This window comes from Vreelandella venusta (assembly GCF_007989605.1).
Lineage (GTDB): Bacteria > Pseudomonadota > Gammaproteobacteria > Pseudomonadales > Halomonadaceae > Vreelandella > Vreelandella venusta.
Genome location: NZ_BJUL01000009.1, coordinates 57,494 through 74,096, shown reverse-complemented (window position 1 = coordinate 74,096; position 16,603 = coordinate 57,494). Strand labels below are relative to the sequence as shown.

Sequence of the window (16,603 nt, the reverse complement as noted above, 5' to 3'; positions counted from 1 at the left end):
TTACTCCCCAGCTATGCTAATGCTGTCTTCAACACCGGCCGCATTCAACATGGCCTGCAGAAGGACGTTACAGCCAGCGTGAACATGCTCTGGGGTAGCACTTTCAATTTCGTTGTGGCTAATGCCGTCCTTGCAGGGCACAAAGATCATTGCAGCCGGGGCTACACGGCCGACGAACATCGCATCGTGACCAGCACCGCTGATGATATCCATGTGCGATAGGTTGAGTTGCTTGGCCCCTTCGCGCACGGCATCAACACAGGTTTTATTGAAGTGCTCCGGGGCAAAATCTGCGGTGGGCGTTAATTCATATTCCAGCCCATGACGTTGGCAAATTTCTTCGACGGCCGTCGCTAAGGATTGAGCCATTGAGATGAGGGCTTCCGGCTCCCAGTGGCGCATATCCAAGGTCATTTTGACTTGGCCGGGAATAACGTTACGCGAGCCAGGATGTAGCGACATACAACCAACCGTACCGCGCCCGTGGGGCTGATGATCCAAGGCAATTTTGTTGAGTGCTTGGGTGACTTCCGCCGCGCCCATCATGGCGTCGCGACGCAGATTCATGGGTGTGGGACCCGCGTGGGCTTCAAGCCCGGTTAGGGTTAAATCAAACCACTTTTGACCAAGCCCACCGATAACCACGCCAATGGTGGTGTCGGTATCTTCTAAAATCGGCCCCTGTTCGATATGTGGTTCAAAGTAAGCTTTTATCTCACTGGGTGAGACCTCATCGCTACCACGGTAGTGAATGGCATCCAGTGCATCACTTACCGTGACGCCATCGGCGTCAGTGCGTGCCATCATGGCGTCAAATTCAAGCACGCCAGTAAATACTCCAGACCCCATCATGCAGGGTGGGAAGCGACAGCCCTCTTCGTTAGTCCACGCAACGACTTCAATGGGCGACTTTGTGGTGATGTTGTGTTCATTAAGCGTTCGGATTACTTCTAGGCCTGACAGTACGCCAAAGCAGCCGTCATACTTCCCACCAGTGGGCTGGCTATCCAAGTGGCTACCCGCCATGACGGTGTTGGCTGTTGGGTCGCTGCCTTCACGGCGGGCAAAAATATTACCGATATTATCAATACGGATGGTGCAGCCTTCTGCACGACACCATTGGATAAATAGGTCGCGCCCCTGGCGATCAAGATCCGTTAGCGCCTGTCGGTTAACGCCGCCCTTAGCCGTAGCGCCCAGCTTTGCCATGTCCATTAGTGATTGCCAAAGCCGATCGCTGTCGGTGCGTAGATTAGTGATTGCGTTTGTTGGCGTTATGTAGGTAGTCAATTTGCTATCCTCTCAGGATGAAAAGGGTGCTAAAGCACGCATTTTTCATTTATAAATCATATAGTTTTGAACGATTGGCTAGAGTGCCTAGTAGGTCGTTGCTGACTAGCATTTGTGCGGCCATTTCGGCTTCCAACGCGCTCATGTGGTGCTCTGCATCTAGCATATGCTCGGCCATCACTTGACGAACACGCGAGGTATCTTCAGCTCGGTAGGCATCTAGCAACTGTCGGTGATAGTCCTGGTTAGCGTGATCGAATTGTTTACGCTCAGGCACGTAAGCTTTTTTGATCACGACTAGGTCGCGCAGCATGTCGTTTAAAAACTGGCATATAAATGCCAGCAGTGGGTTCGGGCAGGTGCGCGCCAGCAGTTGATGGAACTCCAGCTCTAAAAAGCGCTGGCGCTTATGGTCTTCCTCGCCGCTACAGCAAGTGCAGGATGCTATATTCGCTTCAAGCTGTTGAAAGTCTTCTTCCGTGAGTCGGCCGACGACGGATGCCGCCAGCTCGACCTCTAACAGCTTGCGCAATTGATACACTTGCTTGCCATCTAACTGTTGGAAATGCAGAAAGTTACGTAGCATGCGGCTGGCGGGTTCCATGCCCGGCTGATTAATAACGGCTCCTCCTTGAGGCCCGGTTTTTAAAGTGATGAGCCCCTCAACTTCAAGTATCTTAAGCGCTTCGCGTATAGTGGCTTTGGCGCTGCCATAGAGCTCCATTAGAGCTCGCTCATTTGGCAGACGATCACCTTCACCGAGCCCCTCTGATGCAATCCAGCGTTTGATATCATCACTGATAAGCTCGGCGAGTTTAGGGCGACGCTTAGCGGTTGAACTAGTAGTTGAACTAGCCGTTGAACGAGTAGTTGAACTAGCCGTTGAACGAGTAGTTGAAACAGGGGCTTTGGCCATCAATACACTCCTTTGTTGATTGTTAGCGATCAGCTACTGAGGGCTTAGTTTCTTGTGCATAAGCTGGTTTAGCGTCTTGTGCATAGCTAGGTAAACGCTCGGGATGATACTCCGCATCATAGTCGTAGCGCGCCTGGGTAAAGCGTTCCACAACCGCTGTGTCGCGGCGATGCAATGCATGGCTTAGGCCAACAAACAGTGCGATGTTGAGCAGTAGTCCCCAAATACCTGCATGGAAGCCAAGGGGAGCACTTAGCGGGCCAAAGGTCATCAGAAGCACGCAGCCAACGCCGCCCCACAAACCTGCTAGAGCAGCAGTCGGGTGAGCTTTTTTCCAAGTGATGGCACCGAGTGTTGGGATCACTAATTGTGCAGTACCAGCCAGAGCAGCAATGCCGATAGTGACCAGAACACCGGGTACGGTAAGCGCCATGATATAAGCCACCAGTGAGAAGCCCACCAGTGATAAGCGACCGATATAAACAATACGGGCTTGGCTTGCGTCACGGTTCACATAGCGTTTGTAAATATCCATGGTCACTACCGTGGATACCGCGTGAATCTGTGAGTTTGCCGTTGACATGGCGGCTGATGCGCCCGCTGCCATAATCAACGAGGCAAGTAGATATGGCGCATACTCCATGAGCATGATGGGCAGGATTTGGTCGGGATTTTCCACATTCGGCTCAAGTAGCACTCCCGAGTAACCTGATAGAACAGAACCTACATAGGCAAAAGCTGCTAAACCCAATAAGAAGGGCATTAAGTTAAACAGCTTGCCGTGCTTAACTGAGTACATGCGCAACCAAATTTGTGGGCCCATAAAGGCGCCAATAGCGGTTATCGCAAACAGCGAGAACCACATGGGATAGCCCATCGTGCCGTTCGGTCCTGGCATAGTGAGGTGTTCAGGAGAGGTTTGCTGGAGTTGGCTGAACAGAGCGGATGGCCCACCTACTTGGGTGGAAATATAGTAGCCTGCGTACATCATGCCGAAGAACAATAGCGCGCCGTAAATGACGTCGGTCCAGGCGATGGCACGAATGCCGCCAATCCATACATAGATAATAATAATGAAGTAAAACAGCAGCGCGGCGAGCCAGAAAGGAATCAAGCCACCAGAGGCAACTTCAATTAAATAGGCACCACCCGTTAATTGGATCTGTAAATAAGGTACGGTAAAAATCAGCGTAATAGCCGCAACGGTAATGCGCAGTGCTTCGCTGTTATAAAAGTCGCCAATTAAATCTGATGGCGTTAAATAATTGAATCGCTTTCCTAAAAACCAAACCCGCTTGCCGATCCAGTAATACATAAAACCAAACAGCAAGTTCCAGGCTAGCGCAGTCAGAAAGACCGGGCCATTGGTATAGAACGTGGCGTTAGAACCCAAGAAGGCAAACGCGCTCCACCAAGTGGCCGCTACGGTGAAAAATACCGCTATGCTGCCCATCGCGCGGCCTTGAACGAAGAAGTCTTCACTCGTTTCTTGCGATTGTCGTGCCGATAAAACCCCTACCAGTAAGGGGATGATCATAAATGCGGCAATAATTAATAAGCTACCGGTCATGCGTTATCCCCTTTTATGGTTGCTTAATAGTGTGGTTAGCCGTTGATGATGGGCTGCCCCAATTTGTCAAATACGCCACTAAAAACAGCGCCGTTAATGCAAACCACCAAAAGAGATTCCAGGCCAATAAAAAGGGGAGTCCCATCAGCATGGGTTCTATGCGATTGGCTAGCATGATGATGGGACTTTCTAGCATGAAGAACCCAAGCAGCATGCCGCTATAAAGCGCTAGTTTAAGAGGAGGTAGATATTTCATAACACGTTTGCCCTTTGTTTATGGTTAGTGTGTGAGCTTGGTTTTTAGCGCAAAGCAATCCAGCAAAAGCTATTCAGCAAAAGCTATCCAGCAGCAGAGCAGCAGCGTTATTAAGCGCAGCGCGGTTGCTAAGCGTTAGTGGGGCGTGAACCACTTGTTTGTTGTATTTATTCGTATAGATATAACAAATAGGTGTTTTTCAAAATATCGTCAAGCCAGAATGGATAGCGAAAGCCTGCTTATTACGTATAAATTTTCTAACGTGAACACAAGAAAAGCGTAATTTTATAAACATGTTCAGTAGCGCATGCTGAGGCCATGTCTCATAGCGATGGAGCTGGACACCATGTTTGACCTACAAAACAACACGACCCCTCAAGCGTTTATTGACGAACAAAACGCTTCTCCCAGTGCGCTTAATCAGCACTATTGGATGCCGTTTAGCGCTAACCGTGATTTCCGCGCCAACCCGCGCATGATTACTGGCGCGGAAGGGCGCTACTACATCGATGACCAGGGCCGTAAGCTGTTTGATTCACTCTCTGGCTTATGGACCTGCGGTGCAGGTCACAATTGTGAAGAGATCCAGAAAGCGGTGGCGGCGCAGCTCGGCTCTCTCGACTTTGCGCCAGGTTTTCAAATTGGCCATCCGCTGGCGTTTAAGCTGGCGGAAAAAGTGGCCAGCCTTACACCTGCTGGGCTGGATCATGTGTTTTTCACTAACTCTGGTTCAGAAGCCGCTGATACCTCTGTCAAAATGGCCAAGGCCTACTGGCGGCTAAAAGGTAAGCCCGAGAAGACGCGCATGATTGGCCGTGCCAAGGGTTATCACGGGGTGAATATTGGTGGCACCAGCCTGGGTGGCATCGGTGGTAATCGTAAGCACTACGGCCAATTGATGGACGTAACGCATCTGCCGCACACGCTGCAGGCAGGTCACGCCTTCACTCGGGGCCAAGCTGAAACTGGCGCCGAGCTTGCTGATGCGCTGCTTGATCAGATCGCCCTGCACGATGCATCCACCATTGCGGCGGTGATCGTTGAGCCGATGTCTGGCTCTGCTGGGGTGATTGTGCCACCTAAAGGCTATCTGGATCGGCTGCGCGAGATCTGTACCGCCCACGATATTCTGCTGATATTCGATGAAGTGATCACTGCTTTTGGTCGCAGCGGCGCAACCACCGGGGCAGAAGCATTTGGCGTTACGCCGGATATCATGAACGTTGCCAAGCAGATCACCAACGGTGCTGTTCCTATGGGTGCGGTGATTGCTTCCAGCGAAATTTTCGACACTTTTATGCACGCTGGCGGTGCCCAGCACGCCATTGAGTTTTCCCACGGTTATACCTACAGCGCCCACCCCGTTGCGTGTGCAGCTGGTTTAGCGGCATTGGAAATGATGGAGCGTGACAACTTCCCTGCTCAGGTAAGGGCTATCGCGCCCGCTTTTGAACAAAAGCTGCACGCTCTAAAAGGCCGCAATCACATTGTTGATATTCGCAACTATGGCTTGGCGGGCGCACTTCAATTAGCCCCCAGAGATGGCGACCCTACCATTCGCCCTAGAGATGCTCATTTAGCCTTATGGGAAGCTGGGTTCTACGTGCGTTACGGCGGCGACACGCTGCAGTTCGGCCCTCCGTTTGGCTCCACTGAGGCTGAGCTAGAGCGGCTGTTTGATGCCGTTGCCACCACCCTGGATTCGTTAGCATAACCGACTGATCTAAACTTTAGAGCGTTAACAAGAGAGTTAAAAAATGAGCGTTGTTTCCCATCTAATTAACGGTGAATTAATCGACAGCCAGCGCACGCTGGACGTCACTAACCCCTCAACGGGTCAAGTGATCCGCCAAGTGGCGGACGCCAGCGCCGCCGACGTAGAGCGGGCGATTGCCGCTGCCCAAGCTGCGTTTCCTGCTTGGCGAGATACACCACCAGCTAAGCGCGCCCAAGTGATGTACCGCTTCAAGCAACTGCTAGAGGAGCACGCTGACCGCTTGGTGCAACTGGTCAGTGAAGAGCACGGTAAAACTCCTGAAGATGCGATGGGCGAACTGAAGCGCGGCATCGAAAATGTCGAGTATGCCTGCGGTGTGCCTGAGCTATTAAAAGGTGAGTATTCCCATAATGTTGGGCCGGGCATTGATGCGTGGTCCAATTTCCAGCCATTGGGCGTAGTGGCTGGCATTACGCCGTTTAACTTCCCTGCCATGGTGCCGCTGTGGATGTATCCGATGGCGATTGCTTGCGGCAACAGTTTTATACTCAAGCCTTCGGAAAAAGACCCTTCGGCAGCAATGGCGGTAGCCGAGCTGTTGCAAGAAGCGGGGTTGCCAAAAGGCGTGATGAATGTGGTGCACGGTGGTCGCGAAGCGGTGGAAACCCTGCTCGATGCTAAGGCCGTAAAAGCCATCTCGTTTGTTGGCTCAACGCCGGTAGCGGAAGCTATCTATTCCCGTGGCTCGGCCGCAGGCAAACGCGTTCAGGCTCTGGGTGGGGCGAAGAATCATGCCGTGGTGCTTCCCGACGCCGATTTGGAAAACGCTGCCAATACCCTGATGGGGGCGGCTTTTGGAAGTTGCGGCGAACGCTGCATGGCAATCTCGGTGGCGGTATGCGTGGGTGACGAGACGGCAGATCGACTAGTTGAAACGCTGCTGCCTAAAATTGCTGAGCTCAAGGTTGGCCCTGGTACCGATAAAGGCTTGGATATGGGTCCGCTGGTGACGGCAGAGCATCGTGACAAGGTATTGGGCTATATCGAAGACGGCATAAAGGCCGGCGCGTCGCTAGTGGCCGATGGCCGTGAGCTGAAAATTGCGGGTCATGAAGACGGCTATTTCGTTGGTGGCTGCCTGTTCGATAACGTCACCACCGATATGCGCATTTACCAGGAAGAGATTTTCGGGCCAGTGCTGTGCGTGGTGCGGGTCGGCAGCTTGGATGATGCCATGCAACTGATTAACGACCATGAATACGGCAATGGTACCTGCCTGTTTACTCGCGATGGCGAGGCTGCTCGACGCTTTACCGATGGCATCGAAGTGGGCATGGTGGGTGTTAACGTACCGCTTCCCGTGCCGGTGGCCTACCACAGCTTTGGCGGCTGGAAGCGCTCTTTGTTTGGTGACCTTCATGCCTACGGCCCTGACTCTGTACGCTTCTACACCCGTCGAAAAGCGGTTTCCCAACGCTGGCCTTCGGTGAGCGAAGCCACACGTGCCGAGTTTTCGTTTCCCACTAACCAACGTTGACGCCGTACGCTAACTGCGCCATCTTCTCTGCACCACTGCTAAGCGGTGGTGCACTTTTTGGTGTGCGTATCTTAGTCGTAAAGGGACGAGCAGCGTGGCGAGAACACAGGACGAAATTCGGCAAACCAACGTAAAAAAGATTCTTCAGGCGGCGGAGCAATTGTTTGCTGAAAAAGGCTATGCCGGAGCGTCGATGGGGGAAATTGCCCAGTTGGCCGATCTGCCCAAATCCAACGTGCACTACTATTTTTCCACTAAAAAGGCGCTCTACCAGGAAGTGCTGCTAGCGCTGCTGGAAATCTGGAAACAGGACGCGCTGTGCTTTGAACTCTACGACGACCCGCGAGTCGTGCTTTCTAGCTATATTCGCGCCAAAATGAATCATTCTCGTTACCGCGCTCACGGCTCGAAAGTATGGGCGGCGGAAGTAATGCAGGGCGCACCCATCCTGAAAGAGCGCCTGCGCGATAACTTATACGAATGGGCTAAATTGAAAGAGTCGAAAATTCGCGAGTGGGTTGAGTCGGGCCAAATTAATCCCGTTGAACCGTCCTACCTCCTTTATATGATTTGGGCCTCCACCCAGCACTACGCTGATTTCGACTACCAAATCTACCTACTTAACGACGATAAACCCTTAGACGACCTGCAGTTTGAAAAAGCCGTGCAGTCGGTAACCTCGGTGATTTTGCGGGGAATTGGGTTGACGGCGTGAGCTGTGCTCAACGACTGAGTTGCACAGACGTATCAAATTTATGCCGTTTTCGCGACAGTAACGTGCGGAACTTGCGCAGGTTGTCGTGGGCATAGAGCACGCTGTCGCAAAAGCGGTCGTACTCATCTAAATCCGCGACGGCCACGATCAACACAAAATCACACTCACCCGTTACTTGATAGCACTGCTTCACTTCAGGGGCGTTGACCGCTGATGTTAAGAACTGCTGGTAGAGTAATTTGTTATCCCGCTCCATGGTGACTTCCACCACCATGTGTAGGCGCTGGCCTAAGGTATCAGGGTTGAGCAGCGCCACTTCACGCTCAATGACGCCAGCATCGCGTAATCGATTAACCCGCTTTAAACAGGCCGAGGGCGAAAGCCCTATTTCATCCGCTAAGGCTTGATTGGTTTGGCTTGAATCACGTTGAAGCTGGTCAAGAATCCTTCGATCAATAGCGTCCATGCAATAAAATTCTCTTTTTGAGTTTATAAAAAACGAATAGTGATTGTGACCGCCGTATTGAAAAGAAGATTCTGCGTCATCCCCATTATCATAACGTTTGTTAAAACGATGGCAATGAGGGTTTGATGCGGATCACAATTCACTATTTATTGGCGGTGGTAGGTCGTGTACTGCAAGACGCGCTGCGCGTGTATGTGACACTACTCAAAATCCTGATACCTGCGTTGCTTATCGTCAAAGGGTTAGAGCTACTTGGTATGATCGAGTGGCTGGGGATGGTACTAGCTCCTTTAATGAGCACGCTCGGTTTGCCCGAACAAATGGGCGTTGTGTGGGCGGCGGCGCTCTTCACCAATTTGTACACCGCCATTGCGGTGTTCTTCCAAGTCGTTGGTGAAACGCCTTTGAGTGTTGAACAGGTAACGGTACTAGGGGCATTGATGCTGGTAGGGCATTCACTTCCCGTTGAGGGAGCGGTTGCCAAGCGTGCTGGCGTACCTTGGTGGGGCACGTTGGTTCTGCGTGTCGGCGGGGCGTTACTGCTTGCTTGGTTGTTACACTGCTTCTACTCGTATTTTGGTTTGTTGCAAGCACCCGTTGAATTGGTATGGCAGCCAAGTTTTTCATCAGCACCAACGCTCAGCAGTTGGGCGTGGGCGCAGCTGGAAACGTTAGCGCTTATTTTTGTGATTATTTTAGCGCTGATTGTGCTCTTAAAACTGTTAAAAAAGCTGGGTCTAGAGCGTTGGATTCATCTTGGCTTGCTACCGTTGCTCAAGCTATTAGGCATTGGTCGTTCGGCAGCGAATGTGACGGTCATAGGCTTCACGCTGGGGTTAAGCTATGGTGCAGGGCTGCTGATTCGTGACGTGCAAAATGGAGTGCTAAGCAAGCGCGACAGCACGCTGGCGCTGTGTTTTCTCGGCCTCTGCCATAGTGTTATAGAAGATACGCTGCTGATCTTGATGCTTGGAGCCGATATAACGGGCATTTTATGGGCACGGCTGTTGTTTGCCGTTATTGTCACCGCGGTAATTGCCCGCTGGCCCAAAACTACGGGGAATCAGCTAAGCCCCTCATAAACAAAGGCGGGCGAGCCACGGTGGCTTGCCCGCACTGATAGCGATGGGCTTGATATGTCGCGAAATCGATACTTTTATTGTTTTGTTAGTCGCTTCAATCGTCCAAGTAAAGCTTACCTTCGCCAGCGATGATTGCGTGTCCTGCGACAGTGACAAACCCTGGCTCTATAGTGCCATTGGCGGTGGTGTGGATGACACTGGGTCGTCCCATTTCAACACCTTGGTGAATCTTACAGTGCAGAGGAGCGGGGGTGAGTGACGCTAAATAGCTGGTTAACGCTGCTGCAGCGCTGCCAGTGGCGGGATCTTCGCAGAGACTAGCGTGCATGCAGAACATACGGCTCCGTACAATCGTCTCTTCGTTATCGCGTTGTTCCACCACGTACAGGTATATCTGCCCAGCGCTGCTGGGTGTAACAGCATCCGCCCATACTGAACCGGCGATTTGAATCTGCTCCAAGGCTGCCAGGTCCGCTAGCTCAATAAGATGAAAGGGCAGCCCGAAAGAAGCAATGACGGGGTCGCCAATGACTTGGTGGATGTCTAGCCCCAGTAGCTCAACGGCCGTAAGGCGATCAAGAGTGCTGCCCGTGACCATAACGGATAGGGCGGTCTTAAAGGTTGCTCCCTCTTGTTCATAATTAACCGCTAATGCGCCGACAGGTGGCTGTAGCACAATGCCTTGCTCGCGGTTGGCGAGGTTTAACTCTGCCAGTAGATGCGCGGTACCGACGGTGGGGTGGCCAGCAAACTGCAGCTCAGACGTCGGTGTAAAAATCCGCATAGGATAGTGATTAGCCGTTGTCGCCGCGCCTAAAAATACCGTTTCAGCTAAGTTAAGCTCATTGGCAATTGCCTGCATGGTGCTGGTTTCAAGCTCATCGGCATTTAAAAAAACTGCCAACTGATTGCCCGAAAAAGGCTTATCGGTAAACACATCCAACAGGTAATACTCAGCAGTTTTCATAGGGGCCTCTTTTGCATGACGAGTGCTTCCAAAACGGTTTACAACCCTCTTTTTGCGCTTGAGTGCGGGTGATGCCGATATCTTTCAGTAATCGGTCATCAAGGGCTAGTAACTGGCGACGGCTACAGCGGCGCTGATAATAGTGGCGTAACTGACAGCGAATTTGGGTGAGGCTGAAGCGTAGCATGGCAGTTCTCCTTGATGGCGATATGCTCAACCAGATTACGCAGCCATGCTTGATCAATACAGATATAGGATTTTTTATTTTTAGGATACAGATGGTGTATGTTATACCTCTGTATGGTTGCTGGGCAGGGTATCTGTATTGTTTTTAAAAACGTCTTCAAGAGCGTCTTCAAGAACGTTTTGAAGAGCGATTTTAAAAGCGTCTCAAAGATAGAGGGCTGGAGTTATGACACGCTACGAAGAGGTTGCTTGTACTTTGCGGGAGCGAATTGAGCACGGTATTTACCGCGTGGGGGATCGCCTGCCTTCTATTCGAGCGGTATGTCAGGAGCTTGATGTCAGTATCTCGACTGCTCAGGAAGCTTACAGGCAGTTGATGGATGTATCGCTGATCGAGTCACGACCGAAATCGGGCTACTTTGTACTTCCAAGCAGGGTGCCTACGGTGCTGCCTTCTGTCTCTCGTCCTGCGCAGTGCCCGCTGGATGTCTCCCAATGGGATCAAGTATTAGAGCTGGTCGCTACCCAGCGTGACGATAGCCGGCTGCTGCTTGGGCGCGGTGTGCCGAACTTGGCGTATGAAACGCTTAAGCCGCTGTCGAAAATATTGGCGGGGCTACACCGTAAGAACGACCTGAACGGCTTTAACTATGACAAGCTGAGTGGAAGTGCCGAACTGCGTCAACAGGTGGCGCGGCTGGCCATTGCATCGGGCTGTTTGCTGCACCCGGATGACATCATGATCACCACTGGTTGTCAGGAAGCATTGTCGATAGCGCTACGCACCTTGACTCAGCCTGGCGACGTAGTGGCCGTGGATTCGCCCAGCTTTTACGGCACCATGCAGATCCTAAAAGCCAATGGCCTAAAAGCGTTGGAAATTCCCACTGATCCACAAACCGGTATCAGCTTGGAAGCATTGGAAATGGCGCTGGAGCAGTGGCCGATCCGCGCCATCCAGGTCACCCCGACCTATAACAATCCACTGGGCTATACCATGAGCGAGGCGCGCAAGCAGGCGCTGTTTCAACTTGCCCAACGCTTCGATGTGGCCATCATTGAAGACGATATCTACGGTGATCTTGCCTATGCCCAGCCAAGGCCGTTGACGGTGAAGTCTTTCGATGACGATGGGCGGGTGCTGTTGTGCAGTGGCTTTTCGAAAACGGTGGGGCCAGGGCTAAGAGTGGGGTGGCTGGCGCCAGGCTGTTATCGAGATAAGGCGCTGCATATGAAGTATGTCTCTACCGGAGCTTCGGCCACATTGCCGCAGTTGGCGGTGGCGGAGTTTGTCGCCAAAGGCCACTACGAGCGTCACCTTCGCTATGTTACCCGCCAATATCAGCGCCAACGGGACATCATGATCAACTGGGTGCAGCGCTATTTTCCAGAGGGTACGGGCATCAGTTATCCGCAAGGCAGCTTTTTGCTATGGGTGGAGTTACCTACTGCCGTAGACTGCGAACGTCTTAATGAGCGCTTAGCCAAGCGCGCCATCCATGTGGCTCCTGGTTCGCTATTTTCAGCCTCGGGTAAGTTTCGCCAGTGTTTGCGACTTAACTACGCATTTACGCTAACACCGGCTATCGAAGATGCCGTGCGCACCGTGGGAGCACTCGCCACCGAGATGGTGGAGGAAGCTCAGGCGCATGCGGTAAGTATTATCTAAGTTCGTGTCTAGACCGCAACCCTGAGCATGTATCCGTATTCATATTAGGCCATGGAAATTCATCCACTATGTTAGAGGTGCTCATGCGTCGTCATGCACTTACCTATCGGTCGTTCGGAAATCCACTTGAAAAACTGAACATAGAGACAACTGAAGTTCCAAGCAGGGCCGAAGGTAAGCTCAGGGTGAGGATGTTGTGTGCTCCAATTAATCCGTCTGACCTAATTCCTATAACAGGTGCTTATTCTCACCGTATCAACCTACCCGCTGTTGCAGGTTACGAAGGGGTTGGCCGTGTTATTGATGCTCCACGTAAATATTCTTACCTGACCGGAAAGCGAGTTCTTCCATTACGAGGCGTTGGTACTTGGCAGACTATTTTGGATTGTGATGCAGCTCTCGCAGTGCCCGTCCCAGATGCCATACCTGACGTCGTCGCAGCACGTGCCTACATTAATCCCTTAGCCGCCCTAACTATGCTTGAGACTTGGCCTGTAAAAGGAAAGCGTGTCCTGCTTAGTGGGGCTGGATCGAATTGCGCTGATTACCTTGGAGCATGGGCATATCGTCACGGCGCTAAGGAAGTCGCTGGCATATACCGCTCAGATAGTAGAATTGCGCGTTTAGAGACGCTCGGTATCAAACCGATCTCTATTCAAGATGCGTCGCAGATCTCGGATGTTGCGCGTAAATCTGATTTGGTATTTGACTCTTTGGGTGGGCCAGTCGCGGCAGGTATACTGCAATCAATGGCCCCTGAATCGACGTTTATTGCCTATGGGTTATTGACTGGACAGGCTATCCAGTTAAATACCAAACCTTCGGCTCACTATAGAAGATTTCATCTACGCGACAGTTTAGCCAAGACGTCAGCAGATGCTTGGCAACAAAAGTTCTCAAATATCTGGAAGCTCTTAGGCCAGACAGATATGCCTCGCTATCAAGTGCTTCCTGGCCAAGACTGGCGTAAAGCTATTGAGGTGGCGCTTCATCCGAAAGGCCAAAAGATGTTGCTAGACTTTACCGATTGGAGGCAATGACTCTTGCTTCAAAGTTAAAGCCTGATTTAGAAGCGCGGTGCTTATACGAGGCGCTGTTTTGCAGTGCAATAGCTCTCAACCTCGGGTGCGTAATGTTTCAGGCTGAACCAAAAGAGCAGCCGTTGCGTATCAATCAAAACGCTTCTTGAGCCGTACGCCATATGCACATGCTGATGAAGTAAACGGATGTAATACCCCATCCCCACAGTGCCCAGGCGGCATGATCGGGGCTGGAGAGCACCAGTGACGTTGTACATGCGCACCATAATAGCGTGACAGCGATATTGAGAGGCATGAACTGACGTACACGAAACGGATGCAGAAACTTCATCTTGGTCACGGTAAGAATGGCTAGCAAAACGATCGACGCAAAGGTGATAAAGGGCGGTAAATCGAGAATATAAAAATAGGCCGCGGCAATGTTCCAGGCAGCAGGAAAGCCAACAAAGTAATTATCCTGGCTTTTCATATTGGTGTTGCAGAAACAAAACATCGATGACAGCAGAATGATAAACACTGACAGCAATTCGAAATTGGGCGGTAACTCAATAAAGAAGTAAATAAACAGAGCGGGAATAAATGCCCAGGTTAGATAATCGATGACCATATCAAGGGTTGAGCCATCGAAGTGGGGCAAGATGGCTTTTACTTCATACTTGCGTGCTAGAGTGCCATCGAAACCGTCGACCATCATCGCTGCGCCAAGCCATAGCAAGCAGGCGACTGGATTGTTATCGATCAGCGAGAGCAGCGCCATTGTGCCGAGCAGTACGCCGCTGGCCGTAAAAATATGCACGCTCCAAGCTTTCCATATTGAAGCGCGGGATTCTGTGTGCGAAGAGAGCGTTTGGACCACGTTGACCCCATTGGGAACGTGATGTCCCCTTGCTGTTCGGTGTATAGATAAGTGTGTAAAAACCATACCCTACTACAAGACGGCACCCAGCGAATACGTAGGCCAGCCATCTGGGCATGCCACGGTTGTGCAAAAAGTATAGTGCCTTGTGCCTCTGTTGCTATTTTGGTCGTTGAAATTGCTGCCTTGCCTGTTCGACTTGCTGGCGGGTGATGCACCTCAGCGAGTGATCATTGAGTAGCCCCATGGCCTGCATAAACGCAAACGCAGTGGTTGGACCAACAAATTTCCAGCCGCGCTTTTTCAGCTCTTTAGCAAGTGCGATGGATTCAGGCGAAGTGGTTTGTGTCTGAGGCGCGGTCAATGCATCTGGCGCTGGCTCGAAACGCCAGAAAAACGCGGCCAGTGAACCTTCCTGGTCGACCATTTCCAGTGCCCGTTGGGCATTATTAATCACCGCCTCGATTTTGCCGCGATGGCGAATAATGCCTGCGTCCTGCAACAGGCGCTGCACATCTTCTTCACTAAAGCGGGCAACGTGATGGAAGTCGAAATGATGGAAGGCAGCGCGGAAGTTCTCGCGTTTGTTGAGAATCGTGCGCCAACTTAAGCCCGACTGAAAACTTTCCAGGCAGAGCTTTTCGAATAGCCGTTGGTCGTCGACCACCGGAAACCCCCACTCGTTGTCATGGTAGGGCAGAAACTCGGGGGCACCGCCACACCACTGGCAGCGTGGAAGGTTATCGGGGGCAATAAAGTCGGGCATTATGCGCTCCTTAGCGTGTATTTCTTAGCATAAGCTTAACCATGTGCGGCTAAGCCACTTTCCTGCCTTCATTAGTTCGCTTTCCGTTGAGCCTGCATAGCCGAGCACTAAACCAGGGCGCTTATTCTCACCGAGGTAATAGCGGGAAAGAGGAGAAAGCGTAATACCTGCTTCATTAGCGCGCCTTACCAGTATCTCTTCTTTTTCAAAATTATCGAGCTCAGCCAGTAGGTGCATGCCTGCATGACCGTCAGAAAGCTGAAGCCCTGCGGCCACCGCAGGCGCTAATGCAGTGCGCAGGCAGGCTTGGCGTTGGCAATACGCAGCCCGCATGCGGGCGATGTGGCGAGTAAAGTGGCCGTTGGCAATAAGTTCAGCAAGCGCTGATTGTATGGGGTAGTTACCCTCGCGGTGCAGCCGCGTATGGGCGCGCTTAAAGTCTTCGGCAAGCCTATCAGGCAATACCAAATAGCCTAAACGCAAGCCGGGGTAAAGCACTTTACTGAAGGTACCCACATAAATCACCGACGTCTGTTCGGCGAGGCCTTGTAGAGAGGGAGTAGGCGGCGTGTCGTACCGAAATTCACTGTCGTAATCATCTTCGATGATCCAGCTGCCAGCATGAGAAGCATACTCTAACAATGCTAGTCGGCGTGGTATCGGCATGGTAACGCCACTGGGATATTGGTGAGAAGGTGTTACATAGATTAGCCGGGGTGAGGGGGCGCCTGCAGGCGCTAGTGAAGGGTTTAGTCCTTCTTTATCTACGGGTATGAGCGTTGTCGTTAAGCCCGAGGCTAGGAAACATGCTTGCGCTCCGCGGTAACCAGGCTCTTCCATCCAAACCGAATCGCCGTTATCGGTGAGCAGTTGGGTAGTCAACTCAAATGCCTGCTGAGCTCCTTGGGTAATCACGATCTGCTCTGGTTGACAGCGCACCGCGCGGGAGAGTCGTAGATAGTCACAAAGGGCAGCTTTAAGTTCAGGCAGCCCACCGTTGGTTTGGTAATCCATCCATGACATTTCTGCGTGATAATAGTGACGACGCAAAAGGCGTTGCCATAGCTCGCGGGGAAACAGATCGAGCGCCGGGACACCAGGGGAAAACGCTCGATGGCCGTGGCTTAACGCGCCACTTAGCGTTAGTAGTGTGTTGCCCCGGTTTGAATAGCGAACAGGCACAGGGGAGGGAAGTTCGGTTCTGTTTAATCGTGTGGGTAGTTGTGCCACATAGAGCCCCGCTCCCTGGCGAGCGATCAGCAATCCTTCCGCCAGCAGCCGGTCCATAGCGGCCAGCACCGTATTGCGGCTAATACCTAAAGCGGTGGATAAATAGCGAGAAGAGGGAAGTGCATCGCCTGCCGTCAATTCGCCATGTTGAATCCAATCCTTAAGCGAACGGTAGAGCTGTTGAACCAGCGTGGCTGCTTCATTCGCTGCTAGCCTTATCGCTAGCGCCTCCGTAATCCAATCGCTAGCAGCGTTACGTCGTTTCACTGGTTCCCTCAATTTAGCGATAAGTGGCTCTTTGTTATAGACCACTATAGCGGCAAGCTGAGTTTGTTCACCA

At 51.9% G+C, this 16,603-nt stretch carries 16 protein-coding genes; 6 read left to right on the top strand and 10 right to left on the bottom strand.

Annotated elements, in window-relative coordinates; genetic code table 11:
• The 4 genes from HVE01_RS11965 to HVE01_RS11950 are packed head-to-tail and all read right to left on the bottom strand — an operon-like array spanning position 1 to position 4,032.
• Entirely contained in the window at positions 1-1,290 is a 1,290-nt protein-coding gene (locus HVE01_RS11965) for a Zn-dependent hydrolase (RefSeq protein WP_146944345.1), read from the bottom strand.
• Between the two features lie 49 nt (positions 1,291-1,339).
• Positions 1,340-2,206 (bottom strand): FadR/GntR family transcriptional regulator, encoded by an 867-nt coding sequence (locus HVE01_RS11960; protein ID WP_146944343.1) that lies wholly within the window; start codon positions 2,204-2,206, stop codon positions 1,340-1,342.
• 22 nt (positions 2,207-2,228) lie between these two features.
• A complete protein-coding gene (locus HVE01_RS11955; protein WP_146944341.1) occupies positions 2,229-3,776 on the bottom strand; it encodes a sodium:solute symporter family protein in 1,548 nt (515 codons plus the stop codon).
• Between the two features lie 13 nt (positions 3,777-3,789).
• The gene (locus HVE01_RS11950) at positions 3,790-4,032 is read right to left on the bottom strand and encodes a hypothetical protein (RefSeq protein WP_125751929.1); all 243 of its coding nucleotides are present in this window, start codon (positions 4,030-4,032) and stop codon (positions 3,790-3,792) included.
• Positions 4,033-4,378: 346 nt separating this feature from the next.
• On the opposite strand from HVE01_RS11950, the gene aptA reads away from it, so the two are divergent.
• The 3 genes from aptA (at position 4,379) to HVE01_RS11935 (ending at position 8,001) form a co-directional block, all read left to right on the top strand.
• Positions 4,379-5,746: an omega-aminotransferase AptA gene (gene aptA / locus HVE01_RS11945; protein WP_146944339.1), complete on the top strand. Its 1,368-nt coding sequence runs from the start codon at positions 4,379-4,381 to the stop codon at positions 5,744-5,746.
• Positions 5,747-5,789: 43 nt separating this feature from the next.
• A complete protein-coding gene (locus HVE01_RS11940; RefSeq protein WP_146944338.1) occupies positions 5,790-7,286 on the top strand; it encodes a CoA-acylating methylmalonate-semialdehyde dehydrogenase in 1,497 nt (498 codons plus the stop codon).
• A 94-nt stretch (positions 7,287-7,380) separates the two neighbouring features.
• Positions 7,381-8,001 carry a TetR/AcrR family transcriptional regulator gene (locus HVE01_RS11935; protein ID WP_125751919.1) on the top strand — a complete coding sequence of 207 codons (621 nt, stop codon included), beginning with the start codon at positions 7,381-7,383 and terminating at the stop codon, positions 7,999-8,001.
• A gap of 7 nt (positions 8,002-8,008) precedes the next feature.
• On the opposite strand, the gene HVE01_RS11930 is transcribed toward HVE01_RS11935, so the two are convergent.
• Positions 8,009-8,467, bottom strand: coding sequence for an Lrp/AsnC family transcriptional regulator (locus tag HVE01_RS11930; protein ID WP_146944336.1), 459 nt, complete (start codon positions 8,465-8,467; stop codon positions 8,009-8,011).
• A gap of 125 nt (positions 8,468-8,592) precedes the next feature.
• Here HVE01_RS11930 and HVE01_RS11925 point away from each other — a divergent pair, with 125 nt between their 5' ends.
• Complete coding sequence (locus tag HVE01_RS11925; RefSeq protein ID WP_146944334.1) at positions 8,593-9,549, top strand: hypothetical protein; 957 nt, start codon at positions 8,593-8,595, stop codon at positions 9,547-9,549.
• A 94-nt stretch (positions 9,550-9,643) separates the two neighbouring features.
• Here the strand turns inward: HVE01_RS11925 and HVE01_RS11920 are convergent, their stop codons facing one another.
• Positions 9,644-10,516 (bottom strand): PhzF family phenazine biosynthesis protein, encoded by an 873-nt coding sequence (locus HVE01_RS11920; RefSeq protein ID WP_146944332.1) that lies wholly within the window; start codon positions 10,514-10,516, stop codon positions 9,644-9,646.
• Positions 10,503-10,703, bottom strand: a complete 201-nt coding sequence (locus tag HVE01_RS11915) for a DUF1127 domain-containing protein (RefSeq protein ID WP_125751907.1) — start codon at positions 10,701-10,703, stop codon at positions 10,503-10,505. The genes HVE01_RS11920 and HVE01_RS11915 overlap by 14 nt, the downstream gene beginning before the upstream one ends.
• A gap of 225 nt (positions 10,704-10,928) precedes the next feature.
• Between HVE01_RS11915 and HVE01_RS11910 the strand changes: the two genes are divergently transcribed.
• Positions 10,929-12,371, top strand: a complete 1,443-nt coding sequence (locus HVE01_RS11910; protein WP_146944330.1) for an aminotransferase-like domain-containing protein — start codon at positions 10,929-10,931, stop codon at positions 12,369-12,371.
• Between the two features lie 83 nt (positions 12,372-12,454).
• Entirely contained in the window at positions 12,455-13,411 is a 957-nt protein-coding gene (locus HVE01_RS11905) for a zinc-dependent alcohol dehydrogenase family protein (RefSeq protein ID WP_241006755.1), read from the top strand.
• 133 nt (positions 13,412-13,544) lie between these two features.
• Here the strand turns inward: HVE01_RS11905 and pcsA are convergent, their stop codons facing one another.
• The 3 genes from pcsA to pdxR form a co-directional block, all read right to left on the bottom strand.
• The gene (gene pcsA, locus HVE01_RS11900; RefSeq protein WP_372374328.1) at positions 13,545-14,225 is read right to left on the bottom strand and encodes a phosphatidylcholine synthase; all 681 of its coding nucleotides are present in this window, start codon (positions 14,223-14,225) and stop codon (positions 13,545-13,547) included.
• A 202-nt stretch (positions 14,226-14,427) separates the two neighbouring features.
• Positions 14,428-15,033: a DNA-3-methyladenine glycosylase I gene (locus HVE01_RS11895; RefSeq protein ID WP_146944326.1), complete on the bottom strand. Its 606-nt coding sequence runs from the start codon at positions 15,031-15,033 to the stop codon at positions 14,428-14,430.
• 24 nt (positions 15,034-15,057) lie between these two features.
• Positions 15,058-16,530: a MocR-like pyridoxine biosynthesis transcription factor PdxR gene (gene pdxR, locus HVE01_RS11890; protein ID WP_146944324.1), complete on the bottom strand. Its 1,473-nt coding sequence runs from the start codon at positions 16,528-16,530 to the stop codon at positions 15,058-15,060.
• Between the last annotated feature and the right edge of the window lie 73 nt (positions 16,531-16,603).